Annotated in this window: 22 protein-coding genes and 1 tRNA gene; 3 read left to right on the forward strand and 20 right to left on the reverse strand. The window is 47.7% G+C overall.

Annotation, left to right across the window (positions count from 1 at the left end):
• Window positions 1–52 precede the first annotated feature (52 nt).
• The 12 genes from gpmI to pth all read right to left on the reverse strand — a co-directional run bounded on the left by gpmI (window position 53) and on the right by pth (window position 9,290).
• Window positions 53–1,603, reverse strand: a complete 1,551-nt coding sequence (gene gpmI, locus SGI97_07235) for a 2,3-bisphosphoglycerate-independent phosphoglycerate mutase (GenBank protein ID MDZ4723681.1) — start codon at window positions 1,601–1,603, stop codon at window positions 53–55.
• Window positions 1,604–1,606: 3 nt separating this feature from the next.
• Window positions 1,607–2,653, reverse strand: coding sequence for a phosphoribosylformylglycinamidine cyclo-ligase (gene purM, locus SGI97_07240; GenBank protein MDZ4723682.1), 1,047 nt, complete (start codon window positions 2,651–2,653; stop codon window positions 1,607–1,609).
• Window positions 2,654–2,758: 105 nt separating this feature from the next.
• On the reverse strand, window positions 2,759–3,220 hold the full coding sequence (locus SGI97_07245) for a hypothetical protein (protein ID MDZ4723683.1): 462 nt from the start codon (window positions 3,218–3,220) through the stop codon (window positions 2,759–2,761).
• Window positions 3,217–3,738 carry a hypothetical protein gene (locus SGI97_07250; GenBank protein MDZ4723684.1) on the reverse strand — a complete coding sequence of 174 codons (522 nt, stop codon included), beginning with the start codon at window positions 3,736–3,738 and terminating at the stop codon, window positions 3,217–3,219. The genes SGI97_07245 and SGI97_07250 overlap by 4 nt, the downstream gene beginning before the upstream one ends.
• Window positions 3,739–3,748: 10 nt before the next feature.
• Window positions 3,749–3,955 carry a hypothetical protein gene (locus SGI97_07255; GenBank protein MDZ4723685.1) on the reverse strand — a complete coding sequence of 69 codons (207 nt, stop codon included), beginning with the start codon at window positions 3,953–3,955 and terminating at the stop codon, window positions 3,749–3,751.
• Between the two features lie 106 nt (window positions 3,956–4,061).
• Window positions 4,062–5,843 carry a penicillin-binding protein activator gene (locus tag SGI97_07260; protein ID MDZ4723686.1) on the reverse strand — a complete coding sequence of 594 codons (1,782 nt, stop codon included), beginning with the start codon at window positions 5,841–5,843 and terminating at the stop codon, window positions 4,062–4,064.
• Window positions 5,844–6,332, reverse strand: coding sequence for a bifunctional nuclease family protein (locus tag SGI97_07265; GenBank protein MDZ4723687.1), 489 nt, complete (start codon window positions 6,330–6,332; stop codon window positions 5,844–5,846). It lies immediately after the preceding gene.
• Between the two features lie 9 nt (window positions 6,333–6,341).
• On the reverse strand, window positions 6,342–6,788 hold the full coding sequence (gene rplI / locus SGI97_07270) for a 50S ribosomal protein L9 (GenBank protein MDZ4723688.1): 447 nt from the start codon (window positions 6,786–6,788) through the stop codon (window positions 6,342–6,344).
• A 36-nt stretch (window positions 6,789–6,824) separates the two neighbouring features.
• Complete coding sequence (locus SGI97_07275; GenBank protein ID MDZ4723689.1) at window positions 6,825–7,862, reverse strand: DUF2232 domain-containing protein; 1,038 nt, start codon at window positions 7,860–7,862, stop codon at window positions 6,825–6,827.
• The gene (gene rpsR, locus SGI97_07280) at window positions 7,846–8,082 is read right to left on the reverse strand and encodes a 30S ribosomal protein S18 (protein ID MDZ4723690.1); all 237 of its coding nucleotides are present in this window, start codon (window positions 8,080–8,082) and stop codon (window positions 7,846–7,848) included. The genes SGI97_07275 and rpsR overlap by 17 nt, the downstream gene beginning before the upstream one ends.
• Before the next feature lie 86 nt (window positions 8,083–8,168).
• Window positions 8,169–8,651 carry a 30S ribosomal protein S6 gene (gene rpsF / locus SGI97_07285; protein MDZ4723691.1) on the reverse strand — a complete coding sequence of 161 codons (483 nt, stop codon included), beginning with the start codon at window positions 8,649–8,651 and terminating at the stop codon, window positions 8,169–8,171.
• Window positions 8,652–8,702: 51 nt separating this feature from the next.
• On the reverse strand, window positions 8,703–9,290 hold the full coding sequence (gene pth, locus SGI97_07290; GenBank protein MDZ4723692.1) for an aminoacyl-tRNA hydrolase: 588 nt from the start codon (window positions 9,288–9,290) through the stop codon (window positions 8,703–8,705).
• 195 nt (window positions 9,291–9,485) lie between these two features.
• Here pth and SGI97_07295 point away from each other — a divergent pair, with 195 nt between their 5' ends.
• The 3 genes from SGI97_07295 to SGI97_07305 all read left to right on the forward strand — a co-directional run bounded on the left by SGI97_07295 (window position 9,486) and on the right by SGI97_07305 (window position 13,744).
• The gene (locus SGI97_07295) at window positions 9,486–11,633 is read left to right on the forward strand and encodes a choice-of-anchor B family protein (protein MDZ4723693.1); all 2,148 of its coding nucleotides are present in this window, start codon (window positions 9,486–9,488) and stop codon (window positions 11,631–11,633) included.
• A gap of 94 nt (window positions 11,634–11,727) precedes the next feature.
• Window positions 11,728–11,801: transfer RNA gene (locus SGI97_07300), tRNA-Arg, on the forward strand.
• Window positions 11,802–11,911: 110 nt separating this feature from the next.
• Window positions 11,912–13,744 carry an AAA family ATPase gene (locus tag SGI97_07305; protein ID MDZ4723694.1) on the forward strand — a complete coding sequence of 611 codons (1,833 nt, stop codon included), beginning with the start codon at window positions 11,912–11,914 and terminating at the stop codon, window positions 13,742–13,744.
• 161 nt (window positions 13,745–13,905) lie between these two features.
• On the opposite strand, the gene SGI97_07310 is transcribed toward SGI97_07305, so the two are convergent.
• From SGI97_07310 to SGI97_07345, 8 genes are read right to left on the reverse strand one after another with little or no spacing between them, the layout of a single operon-like run.
• On the reverse strand, window positions 13,906–14,913 hold the full coding sequence (locus SGI97_07310) for an RluA family pseudouridine synthase (protein MDZ4723695.1): 1,008 nt from the start codon (window positions 14,911–14,913) through the stop codon (window positions 13,906–13,908).
• Window positions 14,914–14,918: 5 nt separating this feature from the next.
• A complete protein-coding gene (locus SGI97_07315; GenBank protein MDZ4723696.1) occupies window positions 14,919–15,650 on the reverse strand; it encodes a pyridoxine 5'-phosphate synthase in 732 nt (243 codons plus the stop codon).
• Between the two features lie 50 nt (window positions 15,651–15,700).
• Window positions 15,701–16,510 carry a 16S rRNA (adenine(1518)-N(6)/adenine(1519)-N(6))-dimethyltransferase RsmA gene (gene rsmA, locus SGI97_07320; GenBank protein ID MDZ4723697.1) on the reverse strand — a complete coding sequence of 270 codons (810 nt, stop codon included), beginning with the start codon at window positions 16,508–16,510 and terminating at the stop codon, window positions 15,701–15,703.
• A gap of 6 nt (window positions 16,511–16,516) precedes the next feature.
• The gene (locus tag SGI97_07325) at window positions 16,517–17,293 is read right to left on the reverse strand and encodes a TatD family hydrolase (protein ID MDZ4723698.1); all 777 of its coding nucleotides are present in this window, start codon (window positions 17,291–17,293) and stop codon (window positions 16,517–16,519) included.
• Window positions 17,293–19,236: a methionine--tRNA ligase gene (metG, locus tag SGI97_07330; GenBank protein MDZ4723699.1), complete on the reverse strand. Its 1,944-nt coding sequence runs from the start codon at window positions 19,234–19,236 to the stop codon at window positions 17,293–17,295. Before metG ends, SGI97_07325 begins: the two co-directional genes overlap by 1 nt.
• A gap of 31 nt (window positions 19,237–19,267) precedes the next feature.
• A complete protein-coding gene (gene ricT, locus SGI97_07335; protein ID MDZ4723700.1) occupies window positions 19,268–20,158 on the reverse strand; it encodes a regulatory iron-sulfur-containing complex subunit RicT in 891 nt (296 codons plus the stop codon).
• A gap of 37 nt (window positions 20,159–20,195) precedes the next feature.
• Window positions 20,196–21,335: a hypothetical protein gene (locus SGI97_07340; GenBank protein ID MDZ4723701.1), complete on the reverse strand. Its 1,140-nt coding sequence runs from the start codon at window positions 21,333–21,335 to the stop codon at window positions 20,196–20,198.
• On the reverse strand, window positions 21,322–22,470 hold the full coding sequence (locus SGI97_07345; protein MDZ4723702.1) for a peptidoglycan DD-metalloendopeptidase family protein: 1,149 nt from the start codon (window positions 22,468–22,470) through the stop codon (window positions 21,322–21,324). Before SGI97_07345 ends, SGI97_07340 begins: the two co-directional genes overlap by 14 nt.
• Between the last annotated feature and the right edge of the window lie 3 nt (window positions 22,471–22,473).

Genomic DNA, 22,473 nt, shown 5'->3' on the forward strand with positions numbered 1-22,473 from the left:
CGGAACAATAACCCGCCAAATTTTTCTGGGAATATCTTTCAGCTTGGTCTCCTCACAAGATGAGTGTCAGGCCCGTCATCTCTTCCGGTTTTGATATTCCTAAAATATCAAGCACGGTCGGAGCGATATCAGCGAGGATGCCGCCATCGCGAAGTTTAACTGTTCCGTTATTTCTCCCTCGAACTTGATTAAAGGGGTCATAGAAGATACAGGGGACAAGCGATGTTGTGTGGGCAGTCCACGGAGTCTGAGTTTCCGGATCAATCATCATCTCGGCGTTGCCATGATCGGCGGTAATTATTGCCACTCCTCGTTTTGCTTTGACCGCCTCAAGAAGCCGCGAAAGCCCGCGATCCACTGCTTCCACGGCGAGCTTTGTCGCCTCAAAAACTCCGGTATGCCCGACCATATCGGCATTGGCGTAGTTGATGAGAATAAAATCATAGTCAGACGAATGTATTTTTTCGATAACAGCGTCGGTAAGCTCCACCGATGACATTTCGGGTTTGAGGTCATAGGTGGCAACCTTGGGCGAGGGAGCTAAGACTCGGTCTTCGCCTGTATTTGGACGTTCCACCCCGCCGTTGAAAAAGAAAGTGACATGGGGATATTTTTCCGTTTCGGCGGCCCGAAGCTGTTTGAGTCCGGCAGAAGAGAGAACTTCGCCGAGAAGATGAGAATGCGCCTGCGGGGGAAAGGCAACACGGGCGGCAGTCATGGCTTCATCGTAGTTGGTCATCGTCACCAAATCTATATGCGGTATTTTTTGATAGTCGAAGCCGGGAATATCATAACCAAGAAACATTTTGCTCAGTTGCCGACCTCGGTCGGAGCGAAAATTAAAAAATATGACCGTGTCGCCATCTTTTATGCGAGTATCTATTTCAGAACCATGGTCAACAACGAATGGAATTATGAATTCATCGGTCACACCCGCTTTGTATGAAGCTTTGATTCCGGCCACAGGATCGGCCACTTTTGTGCCTTCACCGAAAACACTCGCGCGGTATTGGCGGCTGGTGCGTTCCCAGCGTTTATCCCGATCCATCCCATAGTAACGTCCTCCGACTGTCGCAACTTTGCCGAGTCCGAATTCTTTGAATTTCTGCAGAACTTTACTCATATACCGCTCACCGGCATGCGGAAGGGTATCACGCCCGTCCATTAGGGCATGCAGGTAAAGTTGTTCGACGCCTTTGCCTTTAGCCAACTCCACAAGAGCAAAGAGATGGTTGAGCGAAGAATGGACCTGACCGTCGGAGACAAGCCCTATAAGATGCACACTTTTTTCGGCCTTGACTGATTTATCTATGGCAGAGACAATAACGGGGTTATCAAAGAAATCGCCGTCAGCGATTGATTTATCGATACGGGTAATATCCTGATAAATGACTCGCCCCGCGCCGAGATTGAGATGGCCGACCTCGCTATTTCCCATTTGACCATCGGGTAATCCCACCGCCAGACCGGAGCCGTCCAGCTTAGTAAACGGGCAACTCTCGATTAAGGTATCGTAGGTGGGTTTATTTGCGGCGGCTATGGCATTATCCGGCCGTGGCTCGCCAAGACCGAAACCATCCATGATACAGAGGAGGACAAGCACTCGTTAGACCAATTCCACTCGGCCATCGCCGGGCTGAATTTCTCCTATGACATAGGCTGTCTCGCCCATATCGGCAAGCGCCTTCATGACACTCTCTTTTTGTGATGCCGGGAGAACAATAATATATCCGATGCCCATATTGAAAGCGGAATAGCTATCCTCCAATTCCAGTTCTCCCAATTCGATTATATAATTGAACAGAGGTAGAATTGGCCAGCTTCCTTTTTGAATTTTAGCGGAAAGCCCATCGGGTATGATTCGACTCAGGTTGCCGGGAATCCCTCCGCCGGTGATATGGGCCATGCCGTGAATATCAAATTTCGAGAGCAAAGGATGAATGAGCGGAGCATAGCAGCGATGGACTTTCAACAGCGCATCACTCACCGTTGACTGCAACTGCAGGACAAAATCATCGGGCTTGTGTCCCGCGATATCGAAAAGGACTTTCCGGGCAAGTGTGTAACCGTTAGTGTGCAGACCGTTAGAGGCCAGACCAATGCAGATGTCGCCGGCTACTATGGTTGAACCATTGATAATTTCTTCCTGATCTACCATCCCGACAATGAATCCGGCCAGATCATATTCTCCGCTCTGGTAAAAATCAGGCATCTCGGCTGTTTCTCCACCCAAAAGGGCCGTTCCGGAATTGAGACATCCGCGGCTCATGCCTGAGACTATTTCCGCGATTATGGCGGGAGAGACTTTTCCGGTGGCGATATAATCCAGAAAAAAAAGCGGCTTTGCGCCATGTACCAAAATATCATTGACACAGTGGTTGACCAAATCTTCGCCGACAGTATCATGCCGTCCGGTCATGAAGGCCACTTTGAGTTTTGTGCCGACTCCGTCAGCCGATGAAATCAATACGGGATTTTTAAGACCACCGAGATCGGGTTTGAAAAAACCACCAAAAGAACCGATTTCAGAGAGGACATTTTTGTTAAACGTCCGGCTTGCAAGGCTCTTTATCTTTTCGACCGCGGATTCGCCAGCTTTGATATCGACACCGGATTCGGTATAACTTGTTTTTGGTTTTGGATTGCTTGCCATGAATTAAAGGTATCGTCTTGAGAAAGCCAAGTCAACATGCTCTTGGATGTTAGCGAGTCGAATCACTGCATTGAGTAGGAAATCGAAATGTATTCGGGGTGATAACTACGGATTTTTATGATTTTCGTCCTGCGTCTTTTCCGGGGGATTCAGGATTTCTTCGGGAATATTAAGCGCGGGAGTCATGATCCCGAGATATCTCTGATACCATTTCCATTTTTTCTTTTCTTCTTTGAGGAATTGCTTGACTATCCGCTCACGGCGGTAGGCTACAGCATCCTGGGCTTCGATTTTAAGTATGAGAATCTCAATTGAAGGTCTTTTTTCGAGGGCCGACCTGAGTGTGTCGTAATCTTTGAAATTAAAAATAGTCTGAACAATCGGCTCGAAGAATACCATTGCCTGCGAAGAGATATAATTGAGCGGTTTGACCGACTCGAGAAAGAGTATAGCCGGAACAGACATGCCGCGCTTGATAACCTGTGCCGCGAGTTTTTCGAGCATAGCATCTTCATCGGCCGGCAAAATCGGTCCAGAAGCTGGCAGTTCACTTCCGAAAAGGCTCATGACAGTCGTTCCGGCGCGGGGCTGCTTTTTATTGTGTCCAGCGAGGGTTTTGGCTCTTCGGATACACGAGCGGCAACAAATGAGACGACTTGTTCTTTGTTGTTGTCAAACATGAGATACAAGCCGCGGAAATTCTCCATCCGAGACGGAGCTACAAAGGGAGAAAGCAAAATGCCGTTTTTGTCAGGATAATAACTTCGATAGAGCGACCATTCTTTGGCAGTCATTTGGGTTGTGGTCTTGACTATAATTCTCTTGTCACTCAAACGATAAATAGTAGGAAAATAGAATTTTGCCAATGAGGCCGTCATTACAATGAGACTGAGCGCGGCAAACGCCGCAGAGTGGCTGCCGTAATAGACGATAATCGGAGTTGAGATGATAAGGAGGGTGACACCGAGCGACACGAGGGGTTTTCGCTTCACCGGATGTGTGCGCCATGTTAATGTTGCTCCTTCGTCTTCATCAATGGGCAAATTAAACGAATCGAATTTATCTTTCGGTTTGTTGACATCCATAGGGCAAACCCTATCGCTGATCCATCGTACGGTAGCGCTCTTTTTTGACTTTTTCCATCATTTCAAGCAATTCCTTCGGCTTAAAGAGTTTTCTTTCTATAAGCAAACGGACAAGAGCTTCCTGAGCGAGGTTATTGGATAAGGCGAGTTCTTCGTACGATATATTGCGTTCTTTGCCGTCGATCACCATTTTCAGGGCAATTTTCTTGTCTTCCATCTGTAGCCTCTCGTTGGGTAAGCGTTTTTTTTGACTATTGTCCACTCAGCCATTACCTGTGAACGGTCACGCAAGCAAAAATCTCATGAAAACAAGTCTCAATGAACTATTCCTGCTCGCCGTTCTTGGATTGGGAAACAACGGGTATGGCTTTTTTCTCCCGCACTTGATAGAATGGGACATTGCTGTTTTCACGATACTTGTTGAGGGTCAGCCTGCCGGATGCGCCAGTGTAGTCCTGCATTTTGGCCAGTTGAAAGGTGAGCGTCCCACGGGTTGTGCTTCCGTTGTGCCAAAGATGAGCGAGCATCGCGACTGCGTCGTATCCGAGCGCGGCGAGCCGTTCCGGCTTTTTGCCATAGCGGGCATCGTACTGTGTGGCAAATTTTCTGTAGGCATCCGATTGAAGTGCAGGAATAAGAGTCGATGGGAAGATGGCATTTTGGGTCACATCATCGCCAAGGGCGAGAATGCTTTCGTCTCCCCAGGCATCCGAGCCGAGATATTTCCCCCGGAGATTATAGAAACTTATCTGTGATAAGAGCAGACGCAGTTGAGTTGGGTTGCCGGGCAGGTAAATACAATCGACATCAGCCGGGACGCCATCGGCTTCAAGGGTATCGCCGCGCTCATTGATAAAGTGGGCTGACTCCGCGCTTCCTCCGCGAAGGGCATCTTTTACACTGCGGATATGCGGTCCAAAGTCTTTATCCCGTAAGTGGTAATATTGCTCGGCCAGAACTTTTCCGCCAAGCTCTTCAAAACGGGCTTTGAAAGCAGCCGCCATTTTTTGGTACTCAGATTCTGTAGACGTGAGAATTACAGCTGTTCTCGCGTTGAAGTTGGAATAGGCATGGTCAGCGGTGAGCATCGCCTGTACATCGAGGCTTGTGGACAGTTGAAAAATTGAACCTGATAAGCTGGTCAGTCCTCCGCCGCTTGCGGCTGGGGCAATGAGAGGAAGGGTGTCGTTGGCCAGCAGTGCGGCAGCAACTGCGCATTCGGCGGTTGTCAGCGGCCCGACGATGGCATCGGTCGCAGAAGGTATCAGTACTTTGATAACCCGTCCGGCATCTATAGGATCACCCTTGCTGTCATACTGCGTGAGCTTAATTGTGATGTCTGATTCAGCCTGCGCGAGTTCGGCGGCCACGACTGCCCCGCTATAGATTTCTTCGGCAAATGACTGCAATTCGCCGGAAAAGGGAAGAACCACCGCAATATCCAAAACAGATTCGTTCTCTGAGGGCGTGTCAGTTCGTAGTGAGACATTGTCCGATTGACCGCATTCGGACGTCAACCGCTTGATGAGCGGAGCCTCGTCGCGACTCGCAGTCATTATCTCACCAAGTTCACTCCATAGCGCGCATTGTGCAGACCTTGGAAGGTCGGCGATTTCTGAAACAGCGAAGCCTGCTCCATCATCCCAGCCTGTGTGCAAGGATGCCAATGCGAGCCGACTCAGGGATGTGTCCTGACTGGACGCAAATGCTTTGAGATAATTATCGAGCGCAGATTCACGGCGGCCCGATTGGAAATCACAGTTTGCGAGGAAAAAATAGGCATGTCCGACAGTAGCCGAGTTCTTAAAGCGTGAGATAAAATCCTGAAAGCCCGTTGCGGCATCGGTCAAATTGCCGCCATGATAGAGGGCTTTGCCGCGATTGAACATGAAAAGGTCTGTGTTTTTTGATTTGGGATATTTCGTCAGCAATTGAGAAAAGATCTGAGTTGCCTCAGACCAACGCTCTTCGTGGCACAACCGCTTGGCCTTAGTATAGAGCGCGACAACTTCGTCTTTGTCATCAAGCGTCTCTCCTAACACCTGCAATGCAGGCAGGAGGGCGAGAAAAAACGCAGCCGAGAAAACGGTTGCTAATCGGCGCATTTAGAGTGAGAATTTGCCGAAATCTTCCGGACCCATATTTTCAAGTCTCTTGCGGAGCGACTCTCTGTCGGTCGGCAGACTATTTGGATCGGGAGAGGAGTCCGGTTTGGATTGGAATAATTCTTCGTTAACAAATATAGCAGCGCCAGTCTTGAGCGCCAGAGCTATTGAATCTGAAGGGCGGGCATCGATTTTTTGGGAACTGCCATTTGAAGCCAGGTGAATAACTGCGTAAAAGGTCTGTTCGCGGAGTTCAGTTATCTCGATGCGCTCAATACGCGCGCCCAGACTCTCTATCATGTGTTTCATGAGGTCATGGGTCAGAGGTCTCTTGGAACCGACGCCGGAGAGTTCCATAGCGATAGCCCAAGCCTCGGCATGGCCAATCCAGATCGGCAGTACTTTATCCAGACTGGTTGGTGAGAGGATCACAACCGGAGTATTGGTTGTGATGTCCAACGCCAGACCCTCAAGTTTAACCTCAATCATATTCATTAACTAACTTCTTTTGATAACCCAGAGTTTCAAATTGGCCGTAACCTCTTTTTCAATCTTTATCGGTATGGTGAAGACTCCGAGCGTTTTTATAGGCTCTTCGAGTTCAATCGAGCGCTTATCGACAGTGACGCCTTCCTTTTCCAAAAGAGAGGCAATATCGGCAGATGTCACAGAACCAAAAAGTTTTTCTTCTTCACCGACATTGACATCGACAGTCAACGAAAGTTTCTCGATGCGTGTCTTGATGATCTCGGCAGATTTGCGGCGTTTCTTAGTGCGAATTTCCTTCTGCTTTTTAATTTCATCAATTGCTTTCACATTCGAACGACTGGCCGGGATAGCCAGATTTCGCGGGATAAGGAAGTTGCGGCCATAGCCGTCACGAACTTCAACTGTTTGTCCTGCCTGACCGAGGTCCTGCAAGTCTTCGCGGAGAATAACTTTCACTACTATTCCTCTTTCCTATACTATATACAATTAAACTTATTCTTTCAAGCCAGTGTTTGTAGTAATTCGCCCCCGCCAATCGGCAAAACTGTCAATCAGGCCGACCAGCGAAGCCATCAGGAAACCGATTAGGCCACTAAAAAACATCATAACGTAAAACCCAAATTTCAAATACCATGCAAAACGGAACATTCTCATGAAGAATTCGGTCAAGGCCAATCCTGCAACACTGTAAAAGACAGCCAGGATCGCCAGGAGATTATCGGCTGCGGTCACCAAAGGTTCGCCTGCCAGCAAACGAACAGAAATGGCAATTATAAGGAGAGGCATGACCCAAAAAGGAACTCGGACAAAAGTAATTGATTGGGGGACTGAACGTTCGGTCGCCGCTCGGGGAGCACGCATTAAAAAAAGGAAGAACCCAAGACTGTACTGGGCAACCGCGCTCAGTACTGTGGTAGCTGGAAGAAGCCGAATCCCTATTGATGAGATACTTTGCATTTGTTTGACCATACCGTTTGCGGCGTCCATCGTGTACCCCGAAGTGAGTAACCCTGCCTTAATATCGAGTATCATTCCTTCCGACATCCCCTTCATTGCCTCTGTCAGTTTTGTCCATTGGGGCGCAAGCCAGACCAGACTGCAGAGTGCGACAATCACCAGCCCACCAATGTACGTTCCGGTACGAGTCCAACCTGCGGCATACAGCCGACCAGCTACGACCCCGGCAATCACAATCATACCGCTTGCGGCAAGGGCCGAAATCATTCCTTCCTGCCCGACAACGATGGCGCTTAGAGCCACCGATAACGCTCCCACAGAAAGAACCCAAAGCAAGCGATTGTCCCAGACTATGAGCGGTATGCCATAGAACAAATATGTGCCGATGACATATGCCGCGCTCTGCCCAAAAAAAACCAAGCCGATCTCAGTGGAATTGTTAAAGAGCAGGAATCGCACCAGAGGATACAGAACCAAAGCAATCAGGATTGGCCAGTGGCTGACGCGACTAACAACTTCTCCAGATTCCATTTGCTCTGTTGGACTGGTTAGTTCATCAACGGAACGATTCACTGGCAAAAGCCAAAAAGGCCATATGCCGGCCGCGCTTGATTGCTTCTGTTAGAGTGCGCTGGTGCAGGGCACAATTTCCGTTGATTCGACGCGGGACTATTTTCCCACGGTCAGTTGTGAACCGACGGAGCAAGCGCTCGTCTTTAAAATCCACATATTCAATTTTGTTTTCGCAGAAGCGGCAGACTTTTCTACGTCTTTTGTCGCCAAAATCAGCCATGTTATTTTTCCTTCTTCAATTCTTATCTCAAATCCGTTACCAAAGCCAGCTGGAAAGTTTACTAATCCAGCGGCCTCATCGTCTGACTATCGGTCGTCCCGGTTTCTTGGGCCGCGACGATCATCGTCTCTATCATATCGCCCGCGTCCACCGCCGCCGCCATATCCGCCGCGATCATGCGACGATTCACGGTGGAATTGACCGGAGCGATGAGGCTCGGCCCGCTCCTGAGCTTCAAGAGCCGATGCAAAAGCAATCTGCTGCTCTTTGACCTTCTCTGGGTCTCCCGTGAAAAGGATAGTCAGATGACGCATATAGGAATCGTCAAGTTTGTAATGCCGTTCAATTAGCGGCAGTACCGATGTCGGAGCTTGAAAGACCAAACTTGTGTAATAGCCTTGTGACAGCTTATTAATTTGGAATGACAGCCGTCGGCTCCCGATTCGGTCTTCAATAACAACCTTACCACCATTACCAGTTATTATTCCTATAATGGCTTTGATTTGCCGGTCGATGGTTGTGTCATCGGTTTGGGGATTGAGAATAAAGGTAGTCTCGTACAGTCGCACTAAGAATCCTCCCTACGGACGTTGGTTTACTTCAAACGGCCCAGCCGTGGATCAGTGATTTTCAGGCTGAGCAGGGTTACTGTTCAATTGTAACATCACCTTATGCAAGGGATGTTCGGTGGCCAATATAACTGCCTGGGCGGCCATGTCAACCATTTTGGCGGCATTTTCTGTCTCAGAATCAAGAAATCGGCCTAAAACAAAGTCTACTACAGAGATAGTCTCAGGAAGCGGGCCAATCCCGAGCCGAAGTCGTGCGAAATTTTCATGACCCAGAGTCTGGATAATTGACCGGAGCCCGTTATGACCACCATCGGAACCGCTTGTCCTGAGACGAACCTGACCGAGCGGAAGGTTGAAATCATCAAGAACAATAAGCGTATCTTTGATTGATAGTTGAAAATTATCCAACAGATCGCTAACAGCATGCCCCGAGAGGTTAACGAGTGTGGTCGGTTTGGCAAGGACTATCTCTTTGTCAGAGAGCAGTTTGATGAAGACATCGACTGACGATAGATTTGTCTGTTTTGCAGCACCCGGGGCTTGGAGGAGTTTATCAATGACAGAAAATCCAAGGTTGTGGCGGGTGCGCGCGTACTTTGGGCCTACGTTGCCCAAGCCAATTACAAGTGAGATCATGAAGGAAAAATAGCTGCAAACAATCGCTGGTCAAGTCCTTTGAGATCTCGAAAAGGTAAGCACGACGAGTTTCGTCTGAGCTTTTTAAGCAATCTTGCCTTTGTTGCGTCATTATAATGAAAAGCCCGTTTCAATGACTGAAATACTTGTATATTGGATAGGAAAGTGTCTTAGAAATCACAGGGAGGGAATTTAGTGCGTCCAAAAGCTTATGTGCTAAGATTGATATTTGTATGTGTGTGCGGGCTATTGCCTCAATCATCATTCGCTGTCGATCCGGTTATTGGAGCTGAATGGTCAGGGGACCCGAGGTGGCTTTGGGGAAGAAGTTGGTCCGTAGATCCGTCGACAGGCGCTGGCGAGACTTTTTTTGGAAGTATCGGTAAAGGAAAGAGTTTTTTCGGAAGCTCGATTTCTGGCGCTCAATATAAACGAGTTGAGATTCGTTTCAATACTGATAGCACATTCTGTCAAACTTTCAATCGATCAGCAGGATACGCGTCGAATGGAGTTGGAATATTTCCCGGCTCGGCTTGGGACATATCTGATACGCTGAATCCGCGAAGATTAAACATTTGCTTTGTCGAAGATCCCGCCTTCGCTGTGCCAAATCAGATTTGGGATCCCAATACAACCTCATATGGCAAACGCGAATTTATTTTTATCATGGCCAGCAATTATGACGGCACAGGATTGACGTATGCCGGCAGAAATATCTACATAGAAGCGAATAGTCTCGATGTTATGTACGCCTGGTGGCCGCGTCTGCAATATCCTTATACGATGTCGCAGACTCTCCCCGGCACACTCAAAGTATTTGGATATGAACTTCTTGTAGTTCCCGAACAAAATCCCAATGCAATCATGCTGACTTGGCAGAAAATAGATCCAGCATTTTCGGTTTCGCGCTATCGTATCTATGCGGGAGTGACCTCGCCGCCACCCTTGTTCGACAGCGTCAATGGAAATATAATGTCATTTGCTCATTCCGGATTGACCATTGGACAGTTGTTCTTTTATCAAATTGAAGCGGTCAATTCCAGTGGCGATCCTATCGGATCCAGTCCAATAATTCGGGCGCGCGCGGAACTCGGGCTCAATCTTGTAGGCAGGTGGAATGGCCGGCCAAGTTACACTGATATTTGGGGGTACACTGAATCGTCGAGCGGGAAAGAATATGCTATCATCGGCTCGGGCGGTGGGGTGAGCATTGTCGATATTAACGGGGCTGTGCCGTTTGAAACCGGATTTATGCCGAGCGTGTACTCGGGCGGGGTGAAGGTATATAAGAATTATGTGGTCACCGGACAGGACGGCGGCCCGGCGCAGATTTATAATATAAGCAATGTAAACAGCCCTGTTTTGGTAAGCAGTATCCCTCGCGCCGCCCATACAGTCAATGTCTACAAAGACTATCTTTTTCTGCAGGGAGCGTCAAACAGCGCTCTGTATATATACGACATATCCAATCCCGCCTCGCCGCAATTTGTCAGCCATTACGTCTCGTTTTATTTTCATGATACGGACATTCGCAATGATACGCTCGCCGGTGCGGGGATCAATGGCCAGGGAGTCGAGTTTGTCGACATCACAGACATTTATAATCCCGTCCGGATCGGAGGATTTAATTATCCCTTATCGGGAGCCCACAATGTGGAGTTTTCAGCCGACGGGAAATACCTCTATGTCGGTGATGAAACAGGAATCGATCCATGGACTCGGATATTCGACATTTCTGATATAAACAATGTGGTGAAACTCTCTGATATTATTGTCGATTCGCAGGCGACAGTGCACAATAGTTATCTTAAAGACAGCCTGCTCTACATTGCACACTATACCGAAGGCGTCCGGGTATGGAATGTCAAAGATCCCGTGAATCCGCTAGAAATTGCTTCGTATGATACGTATCCTCAGGCGGGGTATGGCTATAATGGTTGTTGGACAGTTTACCCGTTTTTTGCTTCGGGGAAGATTGTGGCCTCGGATAGGTCTACCGGACTGTATGTGTTGAGACTTGGAGATGCACCATTAGATGTTGACGATGGCGACAACGCTCTCCCCCGTTCGTTTAGTTTGGAGCAGAATTATCCCAATCCGTTTAATCCAACAACCACGATTCAATTTTCGCTGCAGAATCGGTCACACGTGACTTTAGTCGTATATAACACACTTGGTCAGGAAGTGACTACGCTTGTCAATGAAACAAGGTCAGCCGGCATGCATACGGTAGTGTGGAACGGAAAGAATTCAGGCGGGCAGACAGTGTCGAGCGGGATATATTTTTACCAACTCAGGACCGATGCCGGCTTTGAATCGAAGAAGATGATTTTGTTGAAGTAATACGATTGGTTTGCACTCACGCGGGTGTTCTTCGGTTGTGATGTGATTGCTTTTTGGGCGCGGTGTGGTATCTTGGGGATGTTGAACAGGAATCGCGCCCATAGCTCAATTGGATAGAGCATTTGACTTCGGATCAAAGGGTTGGGGGTTCAAATCCTCCTGGGCGCAGATGATTTTGTAATAAAGGTTTTGTTTGCTGACATAAGCCAAAATTGATTGAAACAAGATGAGCGCTAAACACCCACTTGCTGAAGTATGATGAAGAATAAAAGAATTTCATGAAACTCAAGAAATTTAGAATTAAAAATTTTAAGTCAATCACGGATAGTGGCGATTGTTACCTAACGGATACAATCACTATTCTTGCTGGAAAAAATGAATCGGGGAAAACATCTATTCTTGAAGCGTTAGAGGATTTTGATACAGATATAAAAATTAGAGAAACTGCTAAACCGATTAAATCGCCAAACGAGATACCTGAAATTTCCATAACTTTCACTGTTGAGAAAGATACTATCAAGGAAATTCTTACTGAAATAGGTAGCACTCAAAAAGCAGTTGCGGATGTTGAGCTTGAGATTATTAAAACTTTTCCAGATGTCTATACCTTTGGTGAAGCTACCAAGGGGAACGACCTTTTCGGAATAAAGGAAATTGAGAAAATTAAAAAAACAATCAAAGATAAATGGAGCAAGGTAAAAGCATTACACACTAAATATCCACAGTTAGCAGGTACTTTTTTTGATTTTGAATTTTCTGATTTGGCAAATAACAAAACTCTCCTCATAGCTTTCAAGGGTGCTACTGCACCGAACATTCCACAAATTGACGAAAAGGATCGTGAGGATTTCCAAAAACTTTTAGCAGAAGTTGAAACAGAGATTCAAAATCTTGAAAACCTTGTTGCTACGGAAGATAAGTTTTTCAAAGCACTAAAACAATGGATTCCGAATTTTGTTTTCTTTAACTCGTTTGAAGATGTTTTCCCAAACAAAATACCCTTTGCGGAGCTTGAAACAAATGAGTGGATTACGGATTTGTCAGTGATAAGCGATTTGGATGTTCCTACTATTAAAACCGCCACCGCTCGCAATAAGCAAAAACACAAAACTGATATAAATATCACTCTCAACGATGATTATAAAAAGTTTTGGACACAAGATGTTTCAAGTTTGAGTGTTGACTGGGATTCTCAAGACCTTCAATTTTGGATTCAAGAGGACGGCTATCCATATGAACCAAGTTTGCGAAGTAAGGGCAGACAATGGCACCTCGCTTTTTATATAAAAGTGTCCGCACGAGTAAATGAGGATGTTCCAAACATTATTTTGATTGACGAACCCGGATTATTCCTCCACGCAAAAGCTCAAAAAGATATTTTAAGTAAACTTGAAGCTTCAGCAAAAAAAGTCCAGTTGATATTTTCAACACACTCACCATATCTTTTAGAAGCCGACAAACTTAATCAAATTAGATTGATTCATCGTACAAAAAAGGCAGGAACAAAAATAGAAAACAAAGTTCACGCTTTGGCGAATAAGGAAACCTTAACCCCTATTATGACCGCGATAGGATTAGAATTAAACGCAGGAATTACAGCGTTAGACAAAGTTAATAATGTTGTGGTTGAAGGAGCGTCTGATCTTTACTATCTAAATGCGTTTAAGAAAATCCTTAATAAGGACAGGGTGAACTTTATTTTCGGTGGCGGAGCTGGAAATATGCCTGTTGTTGGGACTATATTGCATGGTTGGGGTGGAAAGGTTATTTATCTTTACGACAACGACCAAGGGAAAAAGGACGGAGAGAAAAATCTGAAAGATAATTGGTTAGTTCCGAAAGATTTGGTTCTCGCTGTTTTGAATACCGCAGGAAGTATTGAGGATATTTTCTCGCCGCCTAATTTTCAAGAATTTGTGTTGGAAGATACGAGCAAAACTTATACTGAATCTAACTCGGAGTATGTTAAAAAAAGTAAATTAGGTAAAGTTTTGCTCGCCAAGAAATTTTTGGAAACTTGCCAAAATGGAACATCAATCAATTTGGATACAAAGTCAAAAGATAATCTGACCAAATTGTTTTTGAACATAGAAGGCAAGTTTAAATCCTAACCCCGTCCCCAATTCGCCAAAAGAAAACAGCGGAGCAAGCGGAGGACGCAAGGTATTCTTCTCAATAAAAGTTCGAGCAAAGTGTATAATTACAACAGATGATTTTGTCTCCCAGACCCGATACACTTCAATAGCAAAATAACGACTGAGCGGCTGCTCCTCTATCTCCCTTCGGTTTTCAGAATCTCCAACACGGTCGCGAAATCCTCCGGCAGTGGCGCTTCAAACACAAGCGGCTTCTTTGTAACCGGATGGTCGAACTCAAGTCGTCCGGCATGCAAGGCCTGATGGCTGATCACTCCCAACAACTTTTTGGCATGCGGGCGTTCAGGCGCAAATATCCCCCGGTGCCATTTTTCCCGCCCCCCATACTCAAAATCTCCAAGCACCGGATGATTCAGATGCGATAAGTGCACACGAATCTGGTGGGTTCTTCCCGTCTCAAGACGGACTTCGAGATAATCATACAGCCGAAACCTATCGAGCACTTTATAATGGGTCACTGACTCGCGCCCGCTGGTCTTGGTGACAATCATGAGCGTGCGGTCTTTATGCGAGCGGGCGATAGGCAGATCGATTGTGCCCTCGTCGTCGGGAAAATGTCCGCAGGTCACAGCGGAATAAATTCGTTTGACATCGCGCCGGGCGATGGCCTGCTGGAGATTCTGGGCAATCTGTTCGTTTTTGGCCACCAAAAGCAGTCCCGAAGTATCCTTGTCGAGACGGTGGACTATCCCGGGGCGGGCGTCCTCAGCGCTTATGATGACACCGCGCGGCAAGGATTCGATATGGTAAAGCAGGGCGTTCACGAGTGTGCCTGTGAAATTACCGGCGCCGGGATGGGTTACCATACCCGATGGTTTATTTACAACAACGATATGCTCGTCTTCGTAGATTATTGAAAGCGGGATATTTTCAGCTATGAGAGTCGACACTGGTTCCGGCGGGCGCACATACGTTATCTCTTCGCCGCCAAACAATTGCTGTTTGCCGATTGCCGGTTTGCCATTGACGAGAAGATTGCCGTCGTTGATGAGAGACATTGCTTTGGTGCGTGAAAGCTCAAGATCTTCGCGCTGGCCGAGATATTTGTCGAGACGGATTGGCGCCTCGAGCGGCTCAACGACTATTTTCTTCCATTCGCCATTTTCGGCTGTGGGCTCGGTCATGAAATTTATGTGCGCCTCGGCGCGACGCGCACTAACTGCACCATTTCGGCTGCAGCCCGCTCGAAACCAACCAGCAAAGCTCGCGAAGTCACAGCCGATCCAACAAGAAATTCATCGATCATTCCTGTCTCCACAAGCGGCGATATATTCTTGTATGAAAGCCCTCGCCCGGCAAGAACTGTGAGGCGGGATTTGACCGCGAATTGCGCGGTATTGTCAATCTTATCCAACTCTTCCTGCGCTTCGGTAACTGTGCGGGCATCCGAATAGCGGCTGCAGTCCAGAAAAACGGCATCAGCCTGAACTTTCAGTGACGCCTTTATTGAATCAGCATTGGGATCGATGAGCAGGCCGACAACAATACCATGCCCTCGTAGCTGGGTAATCGCTGCCTGATAATCGATCTTTGTCTGCTGGAGATTGATAGGCTGTACGACGGAATCTTCGGCAGAAGGCTCTTCGTTGAAAATCACCATCCAGGGCTTGACTTCGATAATGCGGATCATCATCTCATCTTGAACTGACATTTCAACAGTCAGCTTGGTTCTAACCATCTCGCGCAAAATATAGAGGTCGCGGTCGCGAATGTATCTGCGGTCGGGACGAAACTGAACAGCTATGCCATCGGCTCCGGCAAGCTCCGCCAGCACCGCGGCATGGGACGGATCCGGTTCTTTGAGTTTGCGGCTGTCGCGGAAGGCGCCAATGCCGTCCAGATTAATTGAGAGAAATGCCATGAATATATCCTATCCTCGTTACATGCATACAAATTGATTGAGCGTCCATGTCAGTCGCGGGCAAGTAACTTATGGTCTATCAGATAGTTAGTCAACGCCAAAAATTGCTCGATTGATATTTGTTCGGCCCTGATTTTTTTTGTGAGGCCAACGGCGGCTATGGTCTGCTGAGAAAGTTCTGCATTGGGAAGAATTGTTCCCGAGAGGTTGTTCGACAGGAGTTTCCTCCGTTGATGGAAAGATGCCCTGACGACTCTTTCAAATCCCTTCGGAACATCGATCGGCGTCTTGCGTGGAGATAACCGGATTACTGCCGATGTCACTTTCGGAGCGGGAGAAAAGCTGGATGGTGGTACGGAGAAAAGATAAGTAACTTCGAAGTAGAGTTGTGTCATAATTGAAAGCGGCGACCAATCTTTAGAGCCGGGCGAAGCCGCGATACGCCGCGCAAGTTCATCTTGTACCATGAGGACAACATTTACAATTTGATGTCTGTATCGAAACAACCAATCAATAACCGGCGATGTGATATTATAGGGAATGTTGCCCACGACCGTAAAACGAGAGTGCGCTGCTATATCAGGTTGGAAAGTGAGAAAGTCATGGTTTATGATATGAACGCGGGGATAAACGGATAAAAGCTCGGATACATAGCTTATAATATCCCGGTCAAATTCGACGCCGATGATAGTCGCGCCGGACTTAGCAAGAGGAAGTGTCAGTGCGCCTCGACCAGGACCTATTTCTATGATAGTCTGTTCAGGTGAGGGTTTGATGGCCTGAACGATTTTGTCAATTACATCAGATGCGACGAGAAAATTCTGGCCAAAGCGTTTCTTGGCATGGTACGGATTCCCCATTTCAAATTATCCCTCAAAAGTCTCAGAAAGTCGATAGAGCCGTTTTGCGTTGGCATCTGTCACACGCTCGACCTCTTGTTCACTCCGGTTCTGAAGTTCGGCAAGTTTAGCGCAGACATAGCGGACATACGATGGTTTGTTTGTCTTGCCGCGAAACGGAACTGGAGTCAGATATGGGGCATCGGTTTCGAGGATAATCTTTTCAAGCGGGACCTCGGCGGCCATTGCCGCCATCGAGGACTTGTTGTATGTGATAACGCCTCCTACCGAGATGACAAAACCGAGATCAGAGACACGAAAGGCATCATCTGCAGTTCCGGGAAAACAATGAAAGACTCCTCCAACGAGGTCTTTGGCATATCCCTTGACTATCGCATACGTGTCATCAAATGATTCGCGGGTGTGAATGACAATCGGCAATTTTCTATCTATCGCAAGTTGAATCTGTCTTTCGAAAGCTGTCCTTTGAATTGGACGCGGCGACAAATCGCGGTAGTAATCAAGGCCTATTTCGCCGATTGCTACAACTTTTTTGCGAAACGATAGCTCTCTCAGCTTTTGAAGGGACGCATCATCGAGTGTGGCGGCATCATGGGGATGAATGCCGACCGTGGCATAGACCATATCGTGGCTCTCGGACAGTTCGACTCCTCGAATGGACGATGCCAAATCCGCTCCGATATTTACAATCGTGTGTATGCCGGCATCGCGGGCCTCGGTGAGAACCTCATCCCGATTTGAATCGAAATCTTTGAAATCAAGATGGCAATGGGTATCGATCATCAGCCGACTTTTGCGCCGGGCGGCAAATCTCCGTCCGGAGTGACGATGAATAATTTTTTGCCGGTCTTGGCCGCGAGGAGCATGCCGTTTGAGGTCACTCCGCGGATGATGGCAGGTTTGAGATTGGCGACGACAATAATCTTTTTCCCGACAATCTGCTCCGAGGTGTAATACTCGGCTATCCCGGCAACAATCTGGCGCTTATCACTGCCCAAGTCTATTTGGAGTTTGAGAAGTTTGCTTGCTCCTTCGACTGGTTCGGCAGACAGTACTTGCGCAACTTTGAGTTCTACTTTGCCAAAATCAGATATATCAAGCAAGTTGTCATCGTTCGCATTTGACTGTTCGGTTGCTTTTCCCTGCGGTTTGCTCTGAGTTGCCGGCTCGGTTTCAACTTCGAGACGCGGAAAAAGCGGCTTCGTTACAGCTATTTTTGTACCGGGCTGAAGCTCAAAGAATGTCGATGCGCTCTCTAACGTTAGCCTCTCAGCGCCCAAACCGAGACTAGCTCTAAGTTCCATCATTTTCTTCGGCATTGTCGGATAGAGCAGGATGGAAACAATACGCAGAGCTTCGGCGCAGGCATAAAGTATTCCGCCGAGTTTTTCTGTCTCGCCTGATTTAGCCAGTTTCCAAGGGGCGGTGTCGTTGAAAAATTTATTTGTGGCCCGAACAAGCTTGAGTCCTTCGGCGACTGCGGCGTGGAGACGATAGTGCTTTATATGTTCATAGGCGGAGCCGGGAGCAGCTTCGGCGGCTTGGAGCAGTTCGTCCATTCCTTCAATAATCACGCCTTTGCCGGGCGCAGGCAGTTGGCCATTGCAGTGGGTTTCAATCAATTTTACCACGCGCGAAACTAAATTCCCAAGATCATTGGCGAGATCGGAGTTGTATTGAAGCAGAAATCTTTTGGCCTGAATATCGCCGTCAATTCCGAATGGATACTGGGTCATGAGCAAATAGCGCGCGCCGTCACTGCCGAACTGCGCGACCATATCATTCGGGTCGATGACGTTCCCCAGAGTTTTGGACATTTTGCCGCCATCGACAGTGAACCAGCCATGAAGATAGATAGTGTCCGGAATTTTTATTCCCGCGGCCATGAGCATTGCCGGCCAATAGAGGCAATGAAATTTGAGAATCTCTTTGCCCATAAGGTGAACGACTTCAGAGCTATTCCACCATTTTTCAAAGCCCTTTGGATCATCTCCGTATCCGATGGCTGAGATATAATTTGAAAGGGCGTCGACCCAGACGTAGGCCACTTGGCTTTTATCGAAAGAAAGCGGTATTCCCCATGTCACCCGTTCGCGGGAGAGAGAAAAATCCGGCAGGTCCTGATTGATAAGCCCCAGCACTTCGTTTCTTTTCTCCTCAGGCAAAATGACCATGCGGCCTGATTTTATTTCGTCGCGAATGGCGGGAAGAAAAGCTGTGAGCCTGAAAAAGTAATTTTTCTCTTTGAGTTTTTGCGGCACGGTTTTGTGTTCCGGGCACAGTCCGTTCTCGAGTTCTTTTTCAGTGAGGAATTTTTCACAGCCAGTGCAGTAGAGCCCTTCGTAGAAGCTGGAATAGATGACCTCCCGTCCGTCAGCCGTTTTAGCCGAGCGCATGGCATCAAGAATCTTTTCGACAGCCTGGGCATGGCGCTCGGAAGTCGTTCTTATAAAATAATCATTGGCGATATCGAGATTTTGCCAGGCCGTTTGAAATGTTTTGACAACCGTGTCGCAAAACTCCTGCGGCGCAAGACCCGCTTTGGCTGCGGCTTCGGCGATTTTTGTCCCATGTTCATCGGTTCCGGTAAGAAAAAAAGTTTCTCTTCCGGCGAGTTTATGAAAACGGGCAATCAGATCAGCGGCGATAGTCGTATAGGCATGGCCGATATGTGGCCGGTCGTTGACATAGTAGATTGGCGTTGTAATATAGAGGGGACGGGACAAATGTTTCTCCTTGGAGATGTATCAGCGGAGATTAATTATCGGGTTCGTCAAGACGTCGGAGCGCTTCGTTATCATCATCCCCTTGGTCACCATTCTGGCGTTGCTGGGTCCTGCCCCGGGATATTTGCACCGATTGTATGTCTTCGAGTTTGGCCCGGAAGAGGATATTTTCATCATTCCGTATGACCGCTTCTTCTTTGAAATAATCAATTCGTTCTATGATACCGGTTCCATGAACTGTTTTTAAAACCGAGCCGAGTGGAGGAAACTGCTTTTTAAGACCGACATACATCTCTACTTCGTATTTTAGGCAGCAGAGCAGGCGGCCGCAATTACCGGAGATTTTTGTGGGATTGAGCGACAATTCCTGCTCGCGGGCGTGCTGAGTGGAAATCGGCGCAAATTCCTTAATATGACCATTACAGCATTGCCGTTTCCCGCAGATGCCATAGCCGTCGATGCGACGGGCTTCGTCGCGGACGCCGATCTGGCGAAGTTCTATCCTTGTGCGATAGCGGCTTGCCATATCTCGGACCATCGTTCTAAAATCAACCCGGTGCTCAGCCGTAAAATAGAAAGTTATTTTGCTTCCATCGAATTGGCATTCAACATCCACAATCTTCATCATTAGGCCGTGACGACGCGATAGTTGGATGACTTCCTTTTTGTATGCGCTTTCATTTGCGCGAAGTTCTGCATAGCGGAGCTTATCCTCTTTTCCCGCCGGCCGGAGTATAGAGCGGGGTCGAACGGTCTCTGGAATCTGTGCGCTGCCGTTGATTTTCTTGGTGAGAATGCCAGCATCCTCGCCTTGTTCGGCTTCAACAATGACATGCTCTGATAATTTTAAAGCGTGATGGTAGGAATTTAGAAAAAACTCACGGCGGGAGCCTTTGAACTCAACTTGATACAATTCTGCCATATATCGTCCAGTCGTCTATCCCTGATAAGATGAACTGTCAGGCCGCAGGAGAATGAATCTCGCGCCGCGCCTTGAGCATCAGTCCAACAAATGCAGTCTGAATATGCACATTACGTTTGAGGTCAGCAAGCATAAACTTGTACAGGTCGGTCACGCGGGCCGCAACTTTCGCGTTGTTGAACGGATAGGAGCATTCATTAAGCTCAGCGGCTATATCGATATTAATGAGATCGGCGTCTTCGCCTGTGGCGGCCAGACAAACCGAATCGCGCAAAAATGTCTGCCAAAGGCGGAGAATCTGCTCTGCATCGGCGACAGTAGCGCCCTGGAGAAGATCGACCGCAAGGGAAATTGAATCCTGCGTTTTTTTGGCAAAGAGCGACTTATAGAGTAAAAAGGCCGTTGCGCGAGCCGATTGTTCATCATCACCGCCAGTTTGAACAAGTTGAACGGCACGGCCTGGGGAGCCCTCGCTCAGTCTCGCGGCCAAACGAGCCCGTGATTCGAAGGCTGAATATCGGCTTTTCAAATATTCAGTAATTACTGTATCGCTGACTCTATCCAGACGAATACGCTGTGATCTGGAAATAATTGTCGGCAACAATGCCTCAGGGTAAGCAGTAGTAAGAATAATGACAGTCTGTGGCGGAGGTTCTTCGATAAGTTTCAAAAGCGCATCGGCGGCTAATTGGAGCATCTTATCCATTTGATCAAAAATAACGACTCGAGTGATTCCAACTGGGGCTTTCATGGAGAGCTTGCGCTTTACCTCACGCGCCAGTTCAATCGAGATATTGACAGTTTTGGGTGAGACCGGAATGCAGTAGGGCTCGTCCCGCCTTTGTTTGAGCGCCTGACCGATTAACTCAATCTGTTCGTCAAGGTTTTTGAAGCTACTTAAGGGGACTACAATTGAGAGCTCTGGGAAACTGAGCGAAAATATCGACTTGCAGTGAGCGCACTCACGGCACGGAAGAGCCATTTGGTTATTAGTGAGCGATTCTTTCCTTGGGCTCTGGCAGTTGATCAGTGCGCTAAACCAGATGGCAAGCGGCCACTGGCCGGAGCCCTCACGTCCTTGAAAGAGATAGGTCGATGCCACTCTCTTGTTCTCGTGCGAGCGTGAGAGGATATTGGCAGCACGCGGTTGCAGAATATGACAGTCAAAAGGATTCAATTAAAATCCATGTTACCGGGTCGAGGGCGTCCCGTCCTTTTCTCAGTTCAAACTTTACCAATCCATCGCTGGCCGATTTACCGACAACCATCCGGGCGCGGACTATTTGGTCTTTGGCAACAAGGGCTTCGCCAAGACCCGCGTATGTCGTATAATACTGATCGTCGTGATTGATAATAACAAAAATACCGTAACCGCGCAAATTCCCTGAATAGGCAACAGAGCCATCGGCGACCGACATAACTGGCGAGCTGGGCTTGCCCTGAATCGTAATCCCGGGCGAAAATGACCTGAGCTTTGTCGTTTTATCCTGTGATGGTCCAAACGGCACGACAACCGTTCCCGGAAACGGAGACTGGAGGTTTCCCTGGAGAGATGCAAAAATTGACGGATTGCTTTCCTTCTTTTTTCGTTCGGCCTCAAGTCGGCTGATAATCGATTCCATCTCCTCGGCGGCCTGAGTGAGCGTAATCAGCCGGTCGGATTCATTCATCTGGGTCTTTCTTAAGCGTTCGAGTTCCCGCTCTTTTTTCTGTTTTTGGCTTTCACCGAGCGAGAAACTGGTCTCACGCTGTCTTTTAAGTTTGGAGACAGCGGCTGTTTTCTGGGATAGCTCCCCCTTGTAGCTTTCGGTCTCGCTGACAATTTCTTCGGTCACATCTATAGCCCGGCCCTCAAATCCCGCCAATGCTTTTAAGTATGTGATCTGACGGGTTTTGTTGAGCATGAGTGAAGGCTTGGCATGCATCGCAGGCTGCGGAAATCGGGACATAACATAAAACTGCCTGATATTCCCGAGGTACCGTCTTTGGGATCTTTCAAGCATTCCTTTGCGAGTATTAAGCGCTGAATCGGTTTGTGTCGCTTCCCTACGGAGTGTCGAGAGTTCACCGCTAAGCCGGTCGATGACTTTTCGATCGGATGTAATTTTTTGATCGAACTCGGCCACTTTTTTCTGAACATTTTTTTGAGCATTCTTGAGAGAGTCCAGCTTCTTCTGGCTTTTGTTAACATCCGCCTTTATTTTTTCAAGGTCGCTCTGCTGGTTGCGAAGGTCCTTTTCCTTGGCAGGGATTGAAAGTGAAAATCCAAGCAAGGCGAAGAAAATGATAAATGGAATACGTCTCGATAGCATAGT

This window comes from Candidatus Zixiibacteriota bacterium (assembly GCA_034439475.1).
In the GTDB taxonomy this organism is placed as follows: domain Bacteria; phylum Zixibacteria; class MSB-5A5; order GN15; family FEB-12; genus JAWXAN01.